The sequence below is a fragment of the Aliiroseovarius sp. F47248L genome (assembly GCF_023016085.1).
GTDB lineage: Bacteria > Pseudomonadota > Alphaproteobacteria > Rhodobacterales > Rhodobacteraceae > Aliiroseovarius.
On the sequence record NZ_JALKBF010000002.1, the window covers coordinates 65,299 to 85,162 of the forward strand.

General features: G+C 59.7%; 18 protein-coding genes and 1 riboswitch. Of the genes, 10 read left to right on the forward strand and 8 right to left on the reverse strand.

Going from position 1 to position 19,864, the window contains the following annotated elements:
• Positions 1-264 precede the first annotated feature (264 nt).
• A complete protein-coding gene (locus MWU51_RS15715; protein ID WP_247039049.1) occupies positions 265-1,458 on the forward strand; it encodes a multidrug effflux MFS transporter in 1,194 nt (397 codons plus the stop codon).
• Positions 1,459-1,608: 150 nt separating this feature from the next.
• Positions 1,609-3,333 (forward strand): gamma-glutamyltransferase, encoded by a 1,725-nt coding sequence (ggt, locus tag MWU51_RS15720; protein ID WP_247039051.1) that lies wholly within the window; start codon positions 1,609-1,611, stop codon positions 3,331-3,333.
• A gap of 95 nt (positions 3,334-3,428) precedes the next feature.
• Here the strand turns inward: ggt and MWU51_RS15725 are convergent, their stop codons facing one another.
• Positions 3,429-4,055 carry a Crp/Fnr family transcriptional regulator gene (locus MWU51_RS15725; protein WP_247039053.1) on the reverse strand — a complete coding sequence of 209 codons (627 nt, stop codon included), beginning with the start codon at positions 4,053-4,055 and terminating at the stop codon, positions 3,429-3,431.
• A 194-nt stretch (positions 4,056-4,249) separates the two neighbouring features.
• Here MWU51_RS15725 and MWU51_RS15730 point away from each other — a divergent pair, with 194 nt between their 5' ends.
• Positions 4,250-4,879, forward strand: coding sequence for a nucleoside/nucleotide kinase family protein (locus MWU51_RS15730; protein WP_247039055.1), 630 nt, complete (start codon positions 4,250-4,252; stop codon positions 4,877-4,879).
• A gap of 15 nt (positions 4,880-4,894) precedes the next feature.
• On the opposite strand, the gene MWU51_RS15735 is transcribed toward MWU51_RS15730, so the two are convergent.
• Positions 4,895-5,206, reverse strand: coding sequence for a metalloregulator ArsR/SmtB family transcription factor (locus tag MWU51_RS15735; protein WP_247039057.1), 312 nt, complete (start codon positions 5,204-5,206; stop codon positions 4,895-4,897).
• 201 nt (positions 5,207-5,407) lie between these two features.
• Here MWU51_RS15735 and MWU51_RS15740 point away from each other — a divergent pair, with 201 nt between their 5' ends.
• Together MWU51_RS15740 and MWU51_RS15745 are read left to right on the forward strand one after the other, a co-directional pair.
• Entirely contained in the window at positions 5,408-6,322 is a 915-nt protein-coding gene (locus MWU51_RS15740; protein ID WP_247039059.1) for an efflux RND transporter periplasmic adaptor subunit, read from the forward strand.
• The gene (locus MWU51_RS15745; RefSeq protein WP_247039061.1) at positions 6,319-9,558 is read left to right on the forward strand and encodes an efflux RND transporter permease subunit; all 3,240 of its coding nucleotides are present in this window, start codon (positions 6,319-6,321) and stop codon (positions 9,556-9,558) included. The genes MWU51_RS15740 and MWU51_RS15745 overlap by 4 nt, the downstream gene beginning before the upstream one ends.
• Here the strand turns inward: MWU51_RS15745 and MWU51_RS15750 are convergent.
• Positions 9,555-10,727: an MFS transporter gene (locus MWU51_RS15750; protein WP_247039063.1), complete on the reverse strand. Its 1,173-nt coding sequence runs from the start codon at positions 10,725-10,727 to the stop codon at positions 9,555-9,557. The two genes, MWU51_RS15745 and MWU51_RS15750, sit on opposite strands and share 4 nt — an antisense overlap.
• Positions 10,728-10,794: 67 nt before the next feature.
• Positions 10,795-11,703, reverse strand: a complete 909-nt coding sequence (locus tag MWU51_RS15755; RefSeq protein WP_247039065.1) for a cation diffusion facilitator family transporter — start codon at positions 11,701-11,703, stop codon at positions 10,795-10,797.
• 215 nt (positions 11,704-11,918) lie between these two features.
• A riboswitch (cobalamin riboswitch) is annotated at positions 11,919-12,130 on the forward strand.
• Positions 12,131-12,251: 121 nt separating this feature from the next.
• Between MWU51_RS15755 and MWU51_RS15760 the strand changes: the two genes are divergently transcribed.
• From MWU51_RS15760 to MWU51_RS15780, 5 genes are read left to right on the forward strand one after another with little or no spacing between them, the layout of a single operon-like run.
• The gene (locus MWU51_RS15760; protein WP_247039066.1) at positions 12,252-13,037 is read left to right on the forward strand and encodes a DUF4198 domain-containing protein; all 786 of its coding nucleotides are present in this window, start codon (positions 12,252-12,254) and stop codon (positions 13,035-13,037) included.
• 10 nt (positions 13,038-13,047) lie between these two features.
• A complete protein-coding gene (cbiM, locus tag MWU51_RS15765) occupies positions 13,048-13,665 on the forward strand; it encodes a cobalt transporter CbiM (RefSeq protein WP_247039068.1) in 618 nt (205 codons plus the stop codon).
• Positions 13,662-14,252 carry a cobalt ABC transporter permease gene (locus tag MWU51_RS15770; RefSeq protein WP_247039071.1) on the forward strand — a complete coding sequence of 197 codons (591 nt, stop codon included), beginning with the start codon at positions 13,662-13,664 and terminating at the stop codon, positions 14,250-14,252. The genes cbiM and MWU51_RS15770 overlap by 4 nt, the downstream gene beginning before the upstream one ends.
• Positions 14,249-15,037 (forward strand): cobalt ECF transporter T component CbiQ, encoded by a 789-nt coding sequence (cbiQ, locus tag MWU51_RS15775; protein WP_247039073.1) that lies wholly within the window; start codon positions 14,249-14,251, stop codon positions 15,035-15,037. Before MWU51_RS15770 ends, cbiQ begins: the two co-directional genes overlap by 4 nt.
• Positions 15,024-15,674, forward strand: coding sequence for an ABC transporter ATP-binding protein (locus MWU51_RS15780; RefSeq protein ID WP_247039087.1), 651 nt, complete (start codon positions 15,024-15,026; stop codon positions 15,672-15,674). Before cbiQ ends, MWU51_RS15780 begins: the two co-directional genes overlap by 14 nt.
• A 3-nt stretch (positions 15,675-15,677) precedes the next feature.
• Here the strand turns inward: MWU51_RS15780 and MWU51_RS15785 are convergent, their stop codons facing one another.
• The 4 genes from MWU51_RS15785 to MWU51_RS15800 are packed head-to-tail and all read right to left on the reverse strand — an operon-like array spanning position 15,678 to position 19,852.
• On the reverse strand, positions 15,678-16,310 hold the full coding sequence (locus tag MWU51_RS15785) for an ATP-binding cassette domain-containing protein (protein WP_247039089.1): 633 nt from the start codon (positions 16,308-16,310) through the stop codon (positions 15,678-15,680).
• Entirely contained in the window at positions 16,303-18,006 is a 1,704-nt protein-coding gene (locus MWU51_RS15790; RefSeq protein ID WP_247039091.1) for an ABC transporter permease subunit, read from the reverse strand. The genes MWU51_RS15785 and MWU51_RS15790 overlap by 8 nt, the downstream gene beginning before the upstream one ends.
• Positions 18,007-18,014: 8 nt before the next feature.
• Positions 18,015-19,220, reverse strand: a complete 1,206-nt coding sequence (locus tag MWU51_RS15795) for an ABC transporter substrate-binding protein (protein WP_247039099.1) — start codon at positions 19,218-19,220, stop codon at positions 18,015-18,017.
• A complete protein-coding gene (locus MWU51_RS15800; RefSeq protein WP_247039100.1) occupies positions 19,217-19,852 on the reverse strand; it encodes a CDP-alcohol phosphatidyltransferase family protein in 636 nt (211 codons plus the stop codon). The genes MWU51_RS15795 and MWU51_RS15800 overlap by 4 nt, the downstream gene beginning before the upstream one ends.
• Positions 19,853-19,864 lie beyond the last annotated feature (12 nt).

The following is a 19,864-nucleotide window of genomic DNA, read 5'->3' on the forward strand; positions in this document are numbered from 1 at the left end:
ACCAGTTTTCCCTCAAGACTTAGGGCGGAGCAATCCGCCCTTTTTTTATTTAGGAACGCTGAGTGCGCCACCCGTTTGCGATGCCACATGACCACCTGCGTTCGCGCCCACGAATATTCTGACATCATCTTGCCTTCCGGATTCTCACGGGGCAATGTCGCCCCCTTGGTGAAGCGAGTCGGCAGGCCGTTTGATCAAATCAACTTTTATCACCCATCCCGAAACAGGGGATTTTGCGTTTTTGGCGCAAGAAAAGGTTTCGAAATGTCAGTTAGTTTGGTGCGCTCAGCGATTGTTCTGGGAACATTGTCTATGGTTGGTCCCTTTGCGATCGACATGTATCTGCCTGCAATGCCTGCTATCGCGACTGATCTGGGTGTCGGGGAAACGGCCGTTCAGGCGACCATAACGTCCTATTTCATTGCCTTTGGCATCGCCCAGCTGATCTATGGCCCATGGGCGGATCAATCCGGGCGCAAACTGCCGATTTTCGTGGGTGTTGGCATTTTTCTGATCGCCTCAATCGGAGCCGCTATGGCAGGGACAGTGACCGAGCTGACCGCATGGCGGTTCCTTCAGGGGCTTGGCGGAGCCGTGTTGATGGTCGTTCCCCGCGCCATCATCCGAGATATGCACACTGGTGCAGAAGCCACACGTCTTATGGCGATGATTATGCTTGTGATCTCGGTTTCGCCCATGTTGGCGCCACTGGCGGGCAGCGGTATTCTGGCATTCTCTGGCTGGCGTGCCATTTTCGCCGTGATTGCGGTGGCAGCCCTGATCAGCCTGACGATGACAGCAACTCTGCTGCCTGAAACGCTACCTGCTGAACGGCGCACCCGTGCCAATTTGCGCACCATGCTGAAAGGCGCGCGTACGCTTCTGACCGACCCCGGCTTCATGAGCCTGACATTCATCGGCGCATTCGGTATGGCCAGTTTCTTTGTCTTTCTGGCGTCAGCCTCGTTCGTCTATATGAATCAATTCAGCCTGTCGCCCACCGGTTTTTCATTAGCCTTTGCCGTGAATGCGGCAGGCTTCTTCACTGCATCACAATTTGCCGGGCCACTAGCAGGTCGCATCGGGCTTGCCAAGACCATTCGGTTGGGCACAGGCGTGTTTGCAGGCTTTACGCTGGCCCTTCTGGTCATCTCTCTTCTGGGCGGGGCAACCCTGCCGATTGTGATCGGCTTCCTTCTGCTTGGAAACGCAGGGCTTGGCCTTGTGATCCCGACCACAATGGTCATGGCGCTTGAAGATCACGGAGAGCTGGCGGGCCTTGCCTCGTCGCTTGGTGGCACGCTGCAGATGCTGACCGGCGGCGTGATGATCGTCGCGGCTTCGCCTTTCTTTAATGGAACGGCAACGCCAATGGTTGCGGCCATCGCGCTGTGTGGTGCGATTGCGTTTGGTCTGACTGTCATTTCGCTGCGGCGCCAACAGGCCGTGGCGGGATAGCCAGCACTCCCCACATTTTAGAATTACGTATGGTCAATAATCCATCATGGGTTGCGCGGATTTCCGCGTGTGCGTTGCACCCGGCTTGACCCGCCGCTGTGAGTGCCGGACGCTTCCCTTGCTTTCTTTTACATTTTAGGGAGACCGACCGTGAAACGATTTTATGTGGGTGCGCTGTGCGCATCACTTGTCACTGTTCAACCAACCTACGCCCAACAAGCTGCCATCTATTCCGGCGAAGATCGCGTGCATCCGGTCTATGCCGAAAACGGTATGGTCGCGGCGCAAGAAGCGGTGGCTGCACAGGTCGGCTTGGATATTCTTGAGGCCGGCGGCAACGCGATTGATGCAGGCATCGCCGTGGCGTTCGCGCTGGCGGTGACTCTTCCACGCGCGGGCAACCTTGGCGGTGGGGGTTTCATGATGGTGCATGACGCCGAAACTAACGAAACCCGCGCCATTGACTATCGCGAAATGGCCCCCTCTGGTGCGGAACGTGATATGTTTCTGGATGCAGACGGCAATGCCGACAGCGAATTGTCCCGCTTCACCGGTTTGGCCACAGGTGTTCCGGGAACCGTTGCCGGGATGAAAATGGCGTTGGATGAGTATGGTTCGATGTCTTGGGAACAGGTCGTTGCACCCGCCGTTGCGCTGGCCCGTGACGGAATCGCGGTGACGCCCGGACTGGCAGACAGCCTGAAAGGTCTGGAAGATCGTCTGAAGAAATGGCCGTCCTCGCAATCCATCTTCTACAAGGAAGATGGCAGCTTCTATGAACCGGGCGATCTTCTGGTGCAGGCCGACCTGGCCAATACCTTACAAAAGATTGCAGATGAAGGTGTTGACGGGTTCTATAAGGGCAGCGTCGCTGAACAGATTTCCGCAGCCGTGCAAGCATCGGGCGGGCGGATCACCGTGGAGGACATGGCGGCCTATAAGCCCGTTCTGCGCGAACCCGTCATCGGTGAATACCGCGGGTATGAGATCGTTTCGATGCCCCCACCCAGCTCGGGCGGCGCGCATATCGTGCAGATCCTGAACATCCTTGAAGACTATCCGATTGGCTTCCTTGGCCATAACTCGGCCGATACGATCCATCTGATGTCCGAAGCGATGAAACGTGCCTATGCCGACCGGTCCGAATATTTGGGGGACAGTGATTTTGTCGATGTTCCGCTGGCTGAAATCACGTCGAAAGACTATGCCGCCGACGTCAGAAGCCAGATCAGCCTGAATGTCGCCACCCCGTCGGACACCATAAAACCCGGTGATCTTACCCCCTATGAAAGCAACGAGACCACACATTTCTCGATCGTGGATCAATGGGGCAATGCGGTGTCCAACACCTATACGATCAACTTCTCATATGGGTCGGGCATGGTCGCAGATGGCACCGGCGTTCTGATGAATAACGAGATGGATGACTTTTCCGCGAAACCCGGTGTCGCCAATGCCTATGGCCTGATCGGCGGGGATGCCAACGCGGTGGAGCCGGGCAAGCGTCCGTTGTCTTCGATGTCGCCCACCTTGGTGATGAAAGATGGCGATGTGTTTCTGGTGACAGGCAGCCCCGGCGGCTCGCGCATCATCACGACCACTTTGCAGATCATCATGAACGTCATCGACCACGGCATGAACATTGCCGAGGCGTCAGTGGCCCCACGCATCCACCACCAGTGGTTGCCCGATGAAATCCGGATCGAAGATGGGATCAGCAAAGACACCATCCGTATTCTGGAACAACGCGGCCACAGCGTGTCTGAGAAATCAGTGATGGGATCCACCCAGTCGATCATGGTCGATGCTGAAGCCGGTTTGTTGTTCGGTGCATCCGACCCGCGTCGCGTCGATGCGGCGACTTTGGGTCACTGATCTGTCGACGTCTGAATGACAACTGAAAGCGGCCCTCAACCTGCTTGGGGGTCGCTTCGATTATATGTAGGCATTGACTAGTGTAGATTTGGCGGTCAATTGACGCCGGATGCACTGCTTACATCTGCCATCAAACGACGTGTGATCGTTCGCATGATCGCCAACCCAAAACTTGGGTCTTCGAATTGCAGTCGCATGAATTGTTTTTCGTTGATGCCATAAACTTCGGTATCCTCAATGCAACGGGCCGTTGCCGTGCGCGTGGCGGCATCGGCAAAGAATGCAATCTCGCCAAAAACGTCGCCGGGGGCCAGGTCAATACCGAAGTCTTCGATCCCAATCCGGCCTTTTGCCAGATAATAAAGTTGGTCGACCTTATCGCCGCGTTTGAAGACCACCGACCCTGCGTCAAACCGCAACAGCTTGCCATACGTCTTGATCACAGAGAAATCGGACTGTCCGCCGCCCGCGGCCGAGTTTACTTTGTTGCGCAGTGAAAGCACCTGCCAGAACCGATAAAGGTTAATCGGAAGCAAAATGAGTTCCATCGCCAGAAGTGGCCAAAGGTGCAGGATGGAGGCGTAGGTGGCAAAGCAAAGCGACGATGTGATCGCCAGAACCCGAAGTGGCAGCATGGTGCTTACCGAATAGGAAGCGATCGTGATCAAAGAGGCGAGCCAGCCAATTCCTTCGACCCAGTTAAGATTTGCGATCTGATCCATGGAAGTCCTCGCTGGGTTAGGTGCAGCTGGTGGGCAGCGTAGCTTAACTTGCGTGAGTAAGCACGGCATACACGGAAGAGCCAAGCCGCCCACTCTTGACTAGCATATTTGTTTCGAGGTCTGGTCTGAGGAATATCCGAACTCATCATCCGTGTTGATGACGGGTGCAAAGAACCAACGGTCGAGGATGTGGCGTGAGCAACGTAACCAACCTTGCAGCGACGCTGCTGGATCGCATTTTGGCGGCACCACGTGCCGGTCAGCGCAGGCTCGTTGCCTTGGCCGGGCCGCCAGCCTCTGGCAAGTCGACCCTGTCCAGCGTCTTGGCCGATCAGATGAAGGCGGCAGGCTGCAACACGCTGGTGGTTCCGATGGATGGTTTTCACCTCGACAATCGGATTCTGAGCGCGCGCGGGTTGTTGCCCCGCAAGGGCGCGCCCGAGACATTTGATGTGGAAGGTTTCAAGCGCCTTGTTGCTGCGCTGCCCCATTCAGATCTTGTCTATTTCCCGATTTTTGACCGGGATCGCGACATTGCCATAGCCGGTGCGGGCGTGGTGCCAGAGACATGCGACACCATTATCATCGAAGGCAATTACCTGCTTTTTCATGCACCCGGTTGGCGCGATCTGGGCCGTTTCTGGGACATATCGGTCCGGCTGGATGTGCCGGAAGATGTGTTGAAGAAACGTCTTGTGGATCGGTGGCTGGCACATGGGCTGACGCCGGATCAGGCGCGTGCCCGCGCGGCTGAAAATGATCTTCCAAACGCAAACAGCGTTTCCCTGTCTTCACTTAATGCCGACATTACCGTGACCGCCTGACGGCAGGGTCGCCGGTCAATCGCAGAAGCTGGCTTTCAGGTGCCCCAAAACGTCAAGACAGCGGGGATCCGAGATCGAATAATAGATCTGCAGGCCTTCCTTCTCGCCCTTCACCAACCCTTCGGCGCGCATTTTTGCAAGGTGTTGCGAAATCGCGGACTGCGACAGGTCGGCAACCGTGCACAACTCGGACACCGTGGCGCGGCCAGAGGCAAGGCGGCACAAGATCATCAACCGACGTGTGTTGGCCAGTTGTTTCAACAAGGTCGCGACTTCGTCCGCGCGGGCCTGAAGATCGGCCATTGGGTCTGTGTTGGCGAGCGTCATCGTTTCCCTTTGCTTTGGCGGACGTATTCGTATTTGACAATATTTAAGTGTTTACTAAATTAGATTTTGCTAATATGAAAGTCAAGCGCAACCGGTGCTTACCTTCCGGACGCGCGCAGAAAATCGCTCTTACCCGCCCAAACCAAAGGCGCTGCCATGTTTAGACCACTGCTTTTCTCTCTTCTTCTCGCCGGGCCTGTAATGGCCCAAACCCACGAGGTGACGACCAGCGATCTGGCCGACCGAAAGGCCGTCTTCGCCACGGTCGAAAGCGTCGATACCCTGACGGCGCGCACGCGGATCGGCGGCACCATCGTCGATCTGATGGTCGACGAAGGCGATATGGTTGCGGCGGGCGATGTTGTGGCGTGGGTGGTCAACGAACAGATGGCCCCGCAGATTGCCGCCGCCACGTCGCAGGCCGCATCGCTTGAGGCTGAATTGGCACAGGCGCGTGATGATCTGAAACGGGCCGAGGATTTGCTGTCACGCGGCATCATCGCGCAAACCCGTGTCGATCAGGCGCAAACGGCGGTGGCGGTCCTTGAAGGAAGGCTGGCCTCGGCCCGGCAATCGCGCGATGTGTTGGTGCAGCAAGAGCGTGAAGGCGAAGTTCTGGCCCCGGCTGCAGGCCGTGTTCTGAACGTGCTAAGCCCGCGCGGCAGCGTCATGTTGCCGGGCGAGCCTGTGGCAATCATTGCATCCGATCATTATCTGCTGCGGTTGAATGTGCCCGAACGCCATGCCCGCTCGATCGCTGAAGGTAACCCCATAGAAATCGCCGGGGCAGCGCTTGGGGGCGAGGTGGCCCAGACCGGAGTGATCCGGCAGGTCTATCCCCAAATCACCAATGGCCGCATCACGGCAGATGCTGAAGTGGACGGGCTGGGCAGCTTCTTTGTCGGCGAACGTGTGCGGGTCTATGTCACCGTGGACACGCGGCAGGGCATTGTCATCCCGCGCACGCTTGTCACCACGCGGTTTGGCAATGATTTCGTGACATTGCAAACGGCGGACGGCACGCGTGACGTGGTGGTTTTGCTGGGCGAAGATATTGCCGACGGTGTTGAAGTTCTTGCAGGATTGTCCGTAGGCGACAAGCTGGTGCAGCCATGAAGCTGGGCATTTCCGGGCATCTGACCAAGGCGTTCATCCGCTCGCCCTTGACGCCGCTTTTGCTGTTGGCGTCGCTTGCGATGGGGTTGATCGCGCTGGCTGTCATCCCGCGCGAGGAAGAGCCGCAAATCTCGGTTCCCATGGTCGACGTGATGGTGCGCACCGATGGTTTGCGCGCGCCGGATGCGGTCGAACTGGTGACAGAACCGCTTGAGGCCATTCTGGGCTCGATCAATGCGGTCGAACATATCTATTCGCAGACCGAAGATGACAGCGTGATGGTCACTGCGCGTTTTGATGTGGGCACCGACCCGGATGACGCGATCTTGCGGGTGAATGAACGGATCATGGCGAACATGGACCGCATCCCGCAGGGTATCCCGCAGCCCCTGATCATTGGGCGTGGCATCAACGATGTGGCCATCGTGGCGTTGACCCTGTCGCCCACGCCCGAAGTCGCCCAGCACTGGGACGACCGCGCGCTGTATTCTCTGGTCGAGGAGTTGCGCGCCTCGCTTATGTCGGTCGAAGATGTGGGTCTGACCTATATCGTCGGCGGGCGCACCGACCAAATCCGCATTGAACCCGACCCCGAACGGTTGGCCCTTTACGGTGTTACGTTGCAACAACTGGCCGCCCGCGTGGGCGAGGCCAACCAGACCTTTCCGGCCGGGTCAGTCACCGCGCTGGATCGCAGCCTGACGGTGACGGCGGGGCAGACCTTGCGCGGCCCCTCGGACATTGGCCTGTTGCAACTGACCACCCGCGACGGACGCCCCGTCTATGTGCGCGATGTGGCGGATATCGTCGTTGGCGGCGCGCCGGTGGACGCACGAACATGGACCATGACCCGTGACGATCATCATGCCGACTGGACGCGTCTGCCTGCCGTGACGCTGGCGATTGCCAAGCGTGAAGGCGCCAACGCCGTTCTGGTCGCCGAGCATGTGCTGGAGCGGTTGGAGCTTCTGCGCGGCGGCCTGATCCCCGAAGATATCACTGTCGAAGTCACCCGGAACTATGGTGAATCCGCCGATGAGAAGGCGGATGAGCTGCTGTTCCACCTCGGTCTTGCCACCGTGTCCATCGTGCTGCTGGTGACGTTTGTCATTGGCTGGCGCGAAGGCATCGTTGTTGCCATCGTCATTCCGACCACCATTCTGCTGACGCTGTTTGCCTCGAACATGATGGGCTACACGATCAACCGGGTGTCGCTGTTCGCGCTGATTTTCTCGATCGGGATTCTGGTGGATGACGCCATTGTGGTGATTGAAAACATTGCACGACACTGGGCGATGCGCGACGGGCGCTCGCGCGTGACTGCCGCGATTGAAGCGGTCGCCGAGGTGGGCAACCCCACCATCGTCGCCACCCTGACCGTGGTGGCCGCCCTTCTGCCGATGCTGTTCGTGTCCGGCCTGATGGGGCCGTATATGGGACCGATCCCGGTGAATGCTTCGGCGGCGATGATCTTTTCCTTCTTCGTTGCCGTCATGCTGACGCCTTGGCTGATGCTGAAGATCGCCGGGCGGGGCGGGGACAAGGCTGGTGGGCATGACCACGACAGCGAAGGCGTGCTGGGGCGTCTGTTCCGCCGGGTCGCCACGCCCGTGATCGCCAACCGTTGGCGGGCAGGCCTGTTCCTGATCGTGGTGCAGGTTCTGACTGGCGGCTCGATGACCTTCTTTTTCGACCGCACCGTGGTGGTGAAACTGCTGCCCTTTGACAACAAATCCGAGTTTCAGGTCATTCTGGACATGCCCGAAGGCACCAGTCTTGAACGGACCGAGCGTGTGCTGACCGAGGCTGCCGAGCGGTTGGCAGGGCTGCCCGAAGCAACCTCGATCCAGCTTCACGCTGGCACGGCGGCGCCGTTCAACTTCAACGGGCTTGTGCGGCACTATTACCTGCGCGCGCGGCCCGAATTGGGGGATTTGCAGGTCAATCTGGAACCCAAACACCACCGCGAGCGATCCTCGCACGAGATTGCGCTGGCAGCGCGCGAGATGCTGGCGGATATGGATATACCCGAAGGCGGCTCGATCCAGATTGCGGAAATCCCGCCCGGTCCGCCGGTGCTGGCGACGCTTCTGGCCGAGATCTATGGCCCCGACGCCGACACCCGCCGCGCCGTGGCGCGCGAGGTGCGCGAAGCCTTTGCCGCCGTGCCATACGTGGTGGATATCGAGGACAGCTTCGGCCAACCCCGCCCGCGTCTGCGGCTGGCGATTGATCAGGACAGTCTGGAGTTCTTCCGCGTCCGTCAAAGCGATGTCTATGACACGATCCGGGTGCTGTTTGACGGAATGCCCGTGGGCTATTCCCATCGCGGCGAAGGGCGCGACCCGACCGAAATTCGGGTGGCCCTGCCGCGGGGCGAGTTGAACTGGTCCGAGCGTCTGGCCTCGACCCCTGTGCCCGCGAACCTGTTGCCGGGCGACCGGGGCGTAGTTGAACTGGGCGATCTGGTGACGGTGACGGAAGAGGCCGGAAGCTATCCGATCTTTCGCCACAATGGCCGGTTTGCCGAGATGGTGATGGCCGAAATGGCAGGCGATTTTGAAGCGCCGATCTATGGGATGATCGCCGTGCAAGATGCGCTGGACGAGCGGCCTTGGTCTGTGGACGTGCCGAAGCCCGAGATCAGCCTGCACGGCCAACCTGCCAGTGACGCAACGCCGACCCTGTTGTGGGACGGAGAATGGGAGGTCACATATGTCACCTTCCGCGACATGGGCGCGGCCTTCGGCGTGGCGATCCTGGCGATCTATGTGCTGGTTGTGGCGCAGTTTGGGTCGTTCCGGGTGCCCTTGATCATCCTGACGCCCATTCCGTTGACCTTTATCGGGATCGTGTTCGGGCATTGGCTGTTCGATGCGGCGTTCACCGCAACCTCGATGATCGGGTTCATTGCGTTGGCGGGCATCATCGTGCGCAACTCGATCCTGTTGGTGGATTTCATCCGGCATGGGGCTGTGGCGGATGAACCCCTGCGCGAAACCCTGCTGCGCGCAGGCGCTATCCGGTTCAAGCCGATCCTGCTGACTGCGATTGCGGCAATGATCGGCGCATCGGTGATTCTGGCCGACCCGATTTTCCAAGGGCTGGCGATTTCACTTCTGTTCGGTCTGGCCTCATCCACTTTGCTGACGGTGTTGGTGATCCCGGCGATCTATGTGCTGTTTAAGAAAGCGGATCAGCCCTATCGGCCTGCGATCGTGTCTGAGGATGATTAAGGCTTAGGCGGTCTGAGGGCAGGGGCCAGTGTCGCCATCAGCACCGCCAGTACCATCAGCACCGCAAATCCGACGCGGATCGAGCTGATTTCGGCAATGAACCCGATCAACGGCGGCCCCATCAACAGCCCGCCATAACCCAGTGTGGCCAGGCTGGCGACCGCCTTGCCGGGCGACAGGATGGGGTCGATCGTGGCGCGGCTGAAGGCCAGCGGCATGATGACGGCATAGCCCACCCCCATCAGGGCAAACCCGACCAGCGCCGACGGGTAACTGGCGATGCCCACTGCCAGCCCGGCCCCAGTTGCGGCGATGATTCCGGCCAGCCGCGCGGTGCGGGCGGGACCATAGCGAAATGTGACCCGATCCCCGCCCAATCGCATAATGACCATCGCGACCGAGAAGACCGCATAACCAATGGCGGCCGACGCTTCAGTGACGCCGGTCGTGGCCATCAGGAAGATCGCGCCCCAATCGGCCATCGCCCCTTCGCCCAGGGACGCGCACATGGCGACCAGGCCGACCAGCACGAGCTGGCCTTTGGGCAAGGTGAACAGCGGTGCGTGCGGCGCGTCACATCGCGCAGCAGGCGCCCAAAGTGTCGATCTGGAGGGCGGAATGGCCAGCCACAGACAAATCGCGGCAACAATCCCAATCACAATCGCGCCGTGCGCCAAAAGGGGCAGACCCAACTTGATTGCGCCAAACCCGGATGCAGCTCCGATCCCCGCACCCACCGACCACGAAGCGTGAAAGCGCGACATCATCGGGCGTGGCAGATGGCGTTCAACCGCCCCCGCCCAGCTGTTCATTGCCACATCCATCGCGCCATGGGTTGCACCGAAGAAGATCAGGGCAAGCGCCAAGGTGCTGATCGACGGCGCAAGCCCCAAACCAAGGATCGACAACGCGTGAATGGCACCGACCCAAACCGTCGTGGTGGCCGCGCCGTGGCGGTCAACCCAGCGGCCTGCCAGCGGAAATGCGGCAATCGCCCCACCGCCCATCAACAGCAAAAGCATCCCCAATGCACCGGGATCCAGCGACAGCTTGGCCGAGACTGTCGGGATGCGAGACGCCCACAAGCCAAACAGCGCGCCGTTCAGTACGAACATCGCAACCACTGCGTTGCGGGCGGCCAGAATGGCGGGGGCAGGTGTGTCGGACATGGTCGGCCTTCTTTTGTTGAAGCGACGGAGGCGCGGGATACAAGTGACTAGAGCGTGTGTTAGAGGCTTATTGAAGCCCCTTCTTGGGACCGCCGTTCGCGGGGCTGTTGATCTCGACCGTTGCGTGTTCGATCTGAAACACATCGTGCAGATGTTGCTTGACCCGCGCCTTGATCACTTGCGGATCGGTGTCCGGCGTGGGCGTGACTTCCATCGTGACCATGGGGCGTTCCTGTGTGACTGACCAGGCGTGAATATGCGTGACGGCGTCTACACCCTCCAACGCCTCAAGCTGGGCAGCAACCTCGCGCCGGTCAAACCCGTGTGGCGCGGCCTCAAGCAGGATATGGGCGCTTTCGCGCACGACCTTCCACGCCGAGCGCAGGATGATCAGCGCGACCAGCACAGACAGGATGGGGTCAATCGGCGTCCAGCCGGTGGCAAGAATGACCAAGGCAGCCACAATTGCCGCGACAGATCCAAGAAGATCACCCGCCACATGCAAGGCAGCGGCGCGAACATTCAGATTGTCGCCTTCGCCCCGTGTTAGCACCAGAAAGGCCACGATGTTCACCAAAAGCCCCAATACTGCGATAATCAGCATCGTGCCGCCCAGCACCTCGACCGGGGCGGTTAAGCGGTGAATAGCCTCCCACGTGATCCAGGCGGCAATGACGAAAAGAGACAGCCCATTGACGAATGCCGCCAGCACCGAGAACCGATCAAACCCATAGGTGCGTTTCCAATCTGCGGGTCGTCGCGCCAGCCGAAATGCAAACCACGCCAGCATCAGCGATGCAAAGTCGGTCAGCATATGCCCGGCGTCGGCGATTAGTGCCAGCGAACCGGACAGAAGCCCGCCCACCAATTCGGCGAACATAAACCCCCCGGTCAGGATCGCGGCGATGGCGATCTTGCGTTCGTTTTTGGGGATGTGGTCGTGATGGTCGTGGCTGTGGTGATCGTGATCCGACATGTGCATCCTTTGGGTTTCGATGTTCTTTGGACGCGCACAGTGGGGTGAATACGGGCGAAGATCAATCGGGACATGATGCTTGGCTTTGCCATCAAAAAAATGCTTAGAAAAATTAAAAAATTTTCAACAGGTTAAGGGATTTAATGATGCTTTGTCGCCAGTCGGTGACGTTGCGGATTGGGTGCATTTGCTTGACACCTCCCTTGCGCATCTGACATGGAAGTCATGCGATCGGTTCCGTGCGTGCAGAGGCACCACGGTAGTAATAGGGAATACGGTGAGGAGTAGCCAACAGGCGCCAAACCCGTAACTGCCCCCGCAACTGTGAGCGGCGAGCGAAGCTGACAACGTCACTGGAGAAATCCGGGAAGGCCAGCCAAGCATTGACCCGCGAGTCAGGAGACCTGCCGGACGCTGGGCATCTGCCCATTTCCACCGGACGCCGGGGTGAGCGTCTGGCCCGGCGGTCACCAGACCCACCCGAGCCATTATCCCCGTTGTTCCTTCTTTTGTGCAGGCGTTTTGTCTGTGAACTCTAAGAGGACGACATGAAAACTTGTCTATTGGCCACTGCTTTGGCCGCTTTCCTTCCCGCCGCAGCGTCGGCACATTTCCAACTGAACTACACTGACGACATGATGATCGAACGCCCCGGCGAAGTGCCGATGGGTTTGATCTTCTGGCACCCGTTTGAAAACGGCCATGTGATGGACATGGGTGTGCCCGTGGAGTTCTTCATGGTGCACAACGGTGAAAAGACCGATCTGTCAGACCGGCTGGAGCCTGCGACTTTCAAGGGCGCTTCAAATGAAGCCGCAGCATACCGTGCTTCGGTGCCAGTGAAACGATCGGGCGATTATGTGGTCGTCTCTGTTCCCGCGCCGTATTACGAGGAAAGCGAGGATATCTTTATCCAGCAGATCACCAAGGTCGTTTTGAACCGCAACACGCTGCCCACCGATTGGGATCAGCCTGTCGGGCTGCCCACGGAAATCCTGCCGTTGAACAAGCCATATAATGTGATTACGGGGTCCACATTCTCAGGTCAGGTGTTGTCCGAAGGCCAACCCGTTGGGGGGGCCGAAATCGAAATTGAATACATGGCGTCCGAGCCCGATCTGGATGCGTTTTCAACCACCGATCCAACGGTGCAGCCTATGGCGGGCGGGTCGGTGGTGGCGATTGCCGACCAAAATGGCGTGTTCACCTTCGGCATTCCCAAGGCGGGATACTGGGGTTTTGCTGCATTAGGGTCTGGTCCAGCCAAAGAACATGAAGGCAAAGATCTATCACAAGACGCCGTGATCTGGATCCGTGCCGCGGATATGAAGTGAGGGCGCTCCCATGCATATCGTAGACGGCGCGCTATCTAACCCTGTTGTCATCGGCGGTGCTATTGCTGCTGTTGGTGGTATTGCAATGGGTTTGAAACACTTACCGCTGGAGCGTATTCCGGCGGCTGGCGTTCTGTCTGCCAGCTTTTTCGTCGCGTCCCTGATCCACGTGCCCATTGGTCCAAGCTCGGTCCATCTGATCCTGAACGGGTTGGCGGGGCTGGTTCTGGGCTGGGCAGCGTTTCCTGCGCTGTTTGTCGGGTTGCTGTTGCAAGCGGTGTTCTTCGGGTTCGGCGGTCTGACGGTGTTGGGTGTTAACGCAGTGAATATCGCGTTGCCAGCGGTGCTTGCAGGTTTGCTGTTTCGTCCGATGGTGTCGCGCGGATCGCCGATGCAAGGCGCGATCTGGGGCGGGATTGGCGGCGGGGTTGCGATTGCTGCCACCACGCTGGCCGTGGCTTTTTCTCTGATGCTGTCGGGGGACGAGTTTGCGGCCGCCGCCAAGCTGGTCTTTGTTGCGCATATTCCGGTGATGGTGGTTGAGGCCTTGTTGACAGGGGCCGCCATTTTCCTGGCTCGGCGCGTGAAACCGGAACTGTTTCTGGATGCCAAGGGGGGCTGGGCATGATCCGAATATTGCTTCTGTTGGTCACTGTTCTGGCCCCAATGCCTGCCTTGGCCCACAATGTAATTGCGGCGGTCTTTCCGTCCGGCGACGCGATCGAAGGAGAGGTCGGCTTTTCCAATGGTGATATGGCCGCCGATTTGGTCATCGAGGTGTTTGACGACAAACGCAACAAGTTGGGCGAAACACGCACCGATGGAGACGGGTTTTTCTTATTCACACCCAGCCAGCCGGTTACTCATATTTTCCGCGGTGATCTTGGCGCGGGTCATGTGGCCGAAGTTGTGATGCCTGCCGCTGAGGTCGCCGGAATTCTGGGCGAAACCGCCGCCGCTGGCAGCGCGGGTGCCTCGGTTCTGGCGGGGGCGACCCAATCCATGACCTCTCAAATGCCGGGCCTGTCAGATGACACCCGCGCCGAGCTTGCCAAGATGCTGCGCGATGAGCTGCGCCCGATCCGGCAAGAGCTGTCGGCCTTCAAGAACAAATCGAACTTTCAATCTGTTTTGGGTGGAATAGGCTATATTTTCGGCCTGTTCGGTCTGGGCTTCTATATTGCCGCGCGGCGCAAACTGGGGGGCAAGACATGACCTATGTTCTGACCGGCGACGACAAGGCGATTTCCGGGTTTGGCGGGTTTCGCTCTGCGATCACGGCCCTTGATCCAAGGATGCGCATTGTTGTCACCGTGATCTATGCAATCACCGTGGTGGGCCTGTCGGACCTGCGCGTGCTGTCGGGCGCGATGGTGCTGTCGATGTGGCTTCTGGCCATTTCTGGCCTGCCATTTCAGAAGACCCTGAAACGGATGGCGATGATGGACACGTTCATTATATTCATGCTGGTTCTCTTGCCCTTCACGATGCCCGGCACGCCGATTTTCACGGTCTGGGGTGTCTCGGCCAGTTGGGAAGGGCTGTGGCGTGCGGTGGAAATCGGGTTAACTGCAAATGCGGTGATCTTGGCGGTAATGACCATGGTTGGTTCAATGGAGCCTGTGACGATGGGTCATGCCCTGTTTGCGCTGAAAACGCCCGAACGGCTGGTTCATCTGATGATGTTCACGATCCGATATATCGACGTTCTGCGCGAGGAATATCAACGCCTGCGCACCTCGATGAAGCTGCGCGGGTTTCGACCCGGCACCAATTGGCACACGTATCGCAGCTATGGCTATCTGGTGGGCATGATGCTGGTGCGCGCGATTGAGCGGTCTGAACGTATTCTGGCGGCGATGAAATGCCGGGGCTTTTCGGGTCGGATCGTGCTGTTGGACGAATTTCGCTTGACCCGTACCGATCTGGTCTTCGCAGTCGCGTTGTGCCTTGCCCTTGGCGCCCTAATCTGGGCCGAGGTTCTATATGCCTTTGCTTGAGCTGTCGGGTATTCACTTTGCCTATCCCGGCCTTGAGCCGGTGTTGGATGGTGCCACGATGCGGTTAGAGCCGGGCGAGCGGTTGTCCCTGATCGGGCCGAACGGGGCTGGAAAATCAACGCTTCTGAAAATCGTGATGGGGCTTCTGCATCCGGCGCAGGGGACGATCACCGCTTTCGGCAAACCCCGCGCCGAAGAAGCAGATTTTCATGAAGTGCGCCGCCGGATCGGATTTGTGTTTCAGGATGCAGATGATCAACTGTTCTGCCCCACGGTGGCCGAAGACATCGCTTTCGGCCCCCTTAATCTGGGCAGATCGCGGGACGAGGCGGTTGCGATTGTCGATGACATTCTGGCCCGCCTCAACCTGACCCATCTTCGGGACCGCGTGACGCACAAGCTGTCGGGGGGCGAAAAACGTCTGGTGACGCTTGCGACGGTGCTGGCGATGGAGCCGGAAGTGTTGATATTGGACGAACCGACCAACGCGCTGGACCCTGACAACTATGCGAGGCTTGTGACCATTCTGAAGGCGCTTGGTCAGGCGATTCTGCTGGTCAGTCATGATCCCGACTTCCGGGCCGACATCGCGCCAGATGGGTATCGTTTGGAAAACCGAATTCTGACGCGGATATAGACCCTATTCCAGCACAATCACTGGGCCACCTGCCGCTTTTGCATCTGCTTGGTCATGGGTGACCAGAAGCACCGGTAAGGCCCGTACTTTGGCGTGGTCGAAGACCAGTTGCCGGACTTGATCACGCAGTTCTGCGTCCAGACCTGAAAATGGTTCATCCAGCAACAACGCGTGCGGTTCCGACAGTAACATCCGCATCAATGCCACGCGCGCGCGCTGCCCGCCAGACAGGGTGGCTGGGTCGCGGTTGGCGAAGCCGCCCAGCCCGACCTCGGCCAGGGCCGCGTTTATCCGCGCGCGACGGTCGGCTTTGGTGCCGCCCTGCGCCAGCCCAAAGGCAAGGTTCGCGCCCACATTCAGGTGCGGAAACAGCAATGCGTCCTGAAACAGGATGCCGACACAGCGTTCATCAGGCGGCAGTGCGGTCAGGTCGCGCCCGTTCAGATGGATCTGTCCGGACAGCGTAAAATCGGGTGAAAGAGTGCCTATTATGGCGGAAAGCAGGGTAGATTTGCCCACGCCCGACGGCCCCATAATGGTCACGACTTCGCCGGGGGCGACATGGGTGTTGATCGACATTAGGGGGCGGCCCGAATGGGTGATCTTAACCTTGTTCAGGTGCAATCCCTTAGCCATGCAAAAGCCCCTTTCGGTTGCGCCATATCAGGGCGGGCAGGGCCAAAGCCAGCGCGAACGGCACCAAAGCGGCGGCGGTTTGCATCAGGCCAAACACCCCGATTGCACGACGATCACCGCCTGAGGCCAGCGCGACGGCTTCGGTCGTCAGGGTTTCAATGCGCCCGCCACCGACCAAAAGCGTGGGCAGGTATTGCCCGACCGACACCGCGACACCAACCGCGATGGCCGTCAGAAGCGGGGACAGCAGCATCGGCAGACGGATGCGCCACAACACGCGATCAGGGCTTGCCCCAAGGGCGGCGGCAACGGTGGCTTGGCGCTTGTCCCATGCCTGCCATGGCCCTTCAAGCGACAGGCGCAGATAGGGCAGGACGAACACCAGATGCGCCAGCACCACCGGTGCGCGGCCCATATCCAGCCCAAAGCCTAGAAACAGCGTTTGCAGCCCCGGCAGAAACGCGGTTTGTGGCACGATCAGGGGCAGATAGATCAGCCACATACCGCGCTGGGTCAGGCGCAGGTTGCGGCGATGCTCGGTTTCAAGGCAGCCGATGGTCAGGGCCATGCCGATTGCGACGGCAATGCCGGCGATCAGCATGGTTTCGACAAAGGCATCCAGACTGCCGGATTTGTGACGCATCCAGTTGCGGGCGGACAGTTGGTCGGGGGTCAGGTCCGGGAAGCTCCAGAATCCCGCGACTGACCAGATGGCAAGGCTGAGCAGTCCCAAAAGAAGCGCGACCGAGATCGCGGTGCACGTGGCAAATCCTAAAAGCCGCAGAGGGCGGTCGTGATGGCCGCGGTGGCCCATCTCAATGCGTTTGCAGGCAAGGTGGGCGACCAGTTTTTCACCCGCGAACCACAACCCGACTGCACCGATGACCAGCGCCAGTTGCACCAGCGCGGCGGCGGCGGCTTGCAGGCGGAAGAAAAGGTCAGGGTCCGACATCCAGCGCACGATCTGCACTGACAGGGTCGGGGGCGTCGATGGGCCAAGGATCACTGCGACATCCACGACTGACATCGACCATGTCAGCACCACCAGCACCGGCAGACGGATTCGCGCATAGACCGCCGGGAAGATCGCGAACATCCACGCCGAGATGCGGCCGTAGCCCATGCTTTGGCTCAGCGCCATGCGGCGTCGTCCGTCGATCTGGCCCAAGGCCGCGATGGACATGAGCAGCAGGAACGGCACCTCTTTCATCACCATTCCGGCAATGAGGGACAGGCCCCATGGGTCGTTCAGGATCAACAGGTCAGGAGGGCGGTCCCAGCCGGTCAGCCACGGGGAAAACAGGCGCGCGATCCAGCCTGACGGCGCGATCAGGAAGGCCAGCCCAAAGGCCGCGGCAGCGTGGGGGACGGACAGGAAGGGCGACAGCAAGCGCTCAAGGACGCGAAAGCCGCGTGTGCCTGCCCAGCCTGCGAGGATCAGCGCGGTGATCGCCAGCGACAGGATCGCAGCGGCCAGCCCCGTTGTCACAGACAGCCGCACCGCCGGACCAAAGCCGGGCCAGTTGATGAGCGCGCGGAAGGCGTCCAGCGATGGGCCGGACAGCCCCGCGGCAGGCAGATGGCCAAAGGCAGGCAGCAAGGTGCCCCAAAGCCCTGCTGCAACAGGCCCCAACAGCACCAGAACGGTCAGTGCCGGAAACAGCGGCAGTCGGGGAAATCTGCGGGTTTGGGCCATGTCAGGGTCTATTGCACGCCGTATCGGGTCTGCCAGTCATCAGAAATCCGGGTCATCCAGCTGGGGTGCGGTTCGTCCTGCACATCGCCCAGTTGCTGGGGTGTCAAGGTGGCGATGCCAAGGTCCAGCGCGTCGAACTGCGCGCGATCCTCGGGCGGTAGGGCGCCGATATGCAGGACGGTGCCATAGCCCAACACCTCGGGGTCTTGCGCATGGGCTTGTGCCGTGGGCGACATCAGGAAATTGGCGACGACCATCGCGCCTGCCTTGGACCCGGAGTTATACGGGATCGCCACGAAGGACGCATTGCCGATGGTGCCTTTGTCCAGCACGAAGGTGCGCACGGTGGCGGGCAGTTCGTAGTTGGCTATGGCGGTCGAGGCCTCGGACGGTGAGAAGCTGATCGCCAGGTCGATCTCGCCATCATTCATCAGCTGGATTTGACGCGGCCCGTTGGCGGGATAAGCGCGGCCTTGGCGCCACAGGGTCGGGGTAAGGTCCTCGAGGTAGTCCCACAGCGGCGCGGTGACGGTGGCGTAGGTGTTGTCGGACACGGGGACGGCCAGCGCGGCGGGATCATCTGCCAGCTCGACCAGCATTTGTTTCAGGAACGTCGTGCCAAGGAAATCGGGCGGCTGAGGATAGGTGAAGCGGCCGGGGTTCGCCTTGGACCATTCCAGAATCGCGTTGGCCGAGGGCAGGGGGGTTGGAATATCCGCCGTGTCATACATGAACACGACCTGCGCCATGGCCCAGGGGGCTTCATAACCTTCGACAGGAACGGTGAAGTCGGTGCGCACGGTCTTGCCTTCGACATCAACATATTGCCAGTTGGGCAAGTCTTCCGCGAAGGGGCCAAACAGCAGATCCGCGTCCTTCATCGCGGCAAAATTAGCGCCGTTTATCCAGATCATGTCGACCGCGCCGTCATCATCCTTGCCGGCCTGCTTTTCCGACAGCACGCGGGTAACGGCATCGGCGGTGTCGGTCAGTTTCACATGTTCAAGCGTCACGCCGTAACGACCGCTAACCTGATCACCCACCCAGTCGATGAAGGCGTTTGTTGTGGGCGAGCCGCCCCATGCGTTCCAGTAAACGGTTTGACCGTGGGCCGCGGCCTCGACAGATGTCCAGTCGGCGGGATTAGGGTCTGATACAGCCGGGGTGGTCAGCAGGGTGGTGGCCAAAATGGTGGCAAGGGTGAGGTGATTCATAAGATCTCTTTCAGGTCGGATGGGCTTTCGGCGAAGGCTTGATACGCGCCCCAGACGCGTAAGGTGGCGGTGGCAAAGCAGAGCGCGCCGAACAGGTAGGCGAGCGGCGCGAAATATGTGGGCAGAAGGCAAAGCAGGACGAAGAGGGCGATGGTCTCGGTGCCCTCCAGCAGCCCGTTTGAGTAATACAGGGACTTCACGCCTTGCGCGCGGGTGGCCATGCCTTTTCTCTCGGCGAAGATTGCATAGCCCAGAAAGCTCGCGCCGTTCACATAGAAGGACAACAGCAGGAACGCACCTGCGACCCCGTTGGCCGCCGGATCAAACAGCACGAACCCGAAGGGCACCGCACCGTAGAAAAAGAAATCCGACGCGATATCGAGGTAACCGCCGAAGTCGGTTTTGTGCGTTGCGCGCGCCACTGCGCCGTCCAGCCCATCGGCCAGCCGGGACAGCAGGATTAGACACAAACCCACCAGAAAAGCGCCCAAAGCAATCGACACAGCCGCCGCCAACCCGAAGGCCAAGCCCGTCAGCGTCACCGCATTTGCGCCAACCCCCAGCCGCGCCAAACCGCGCCCGGCCACGTTCAGTGGCGGGTCAATCAGTTTGCGTGCATGTGCGTCCAACATCGTCGAACCTTT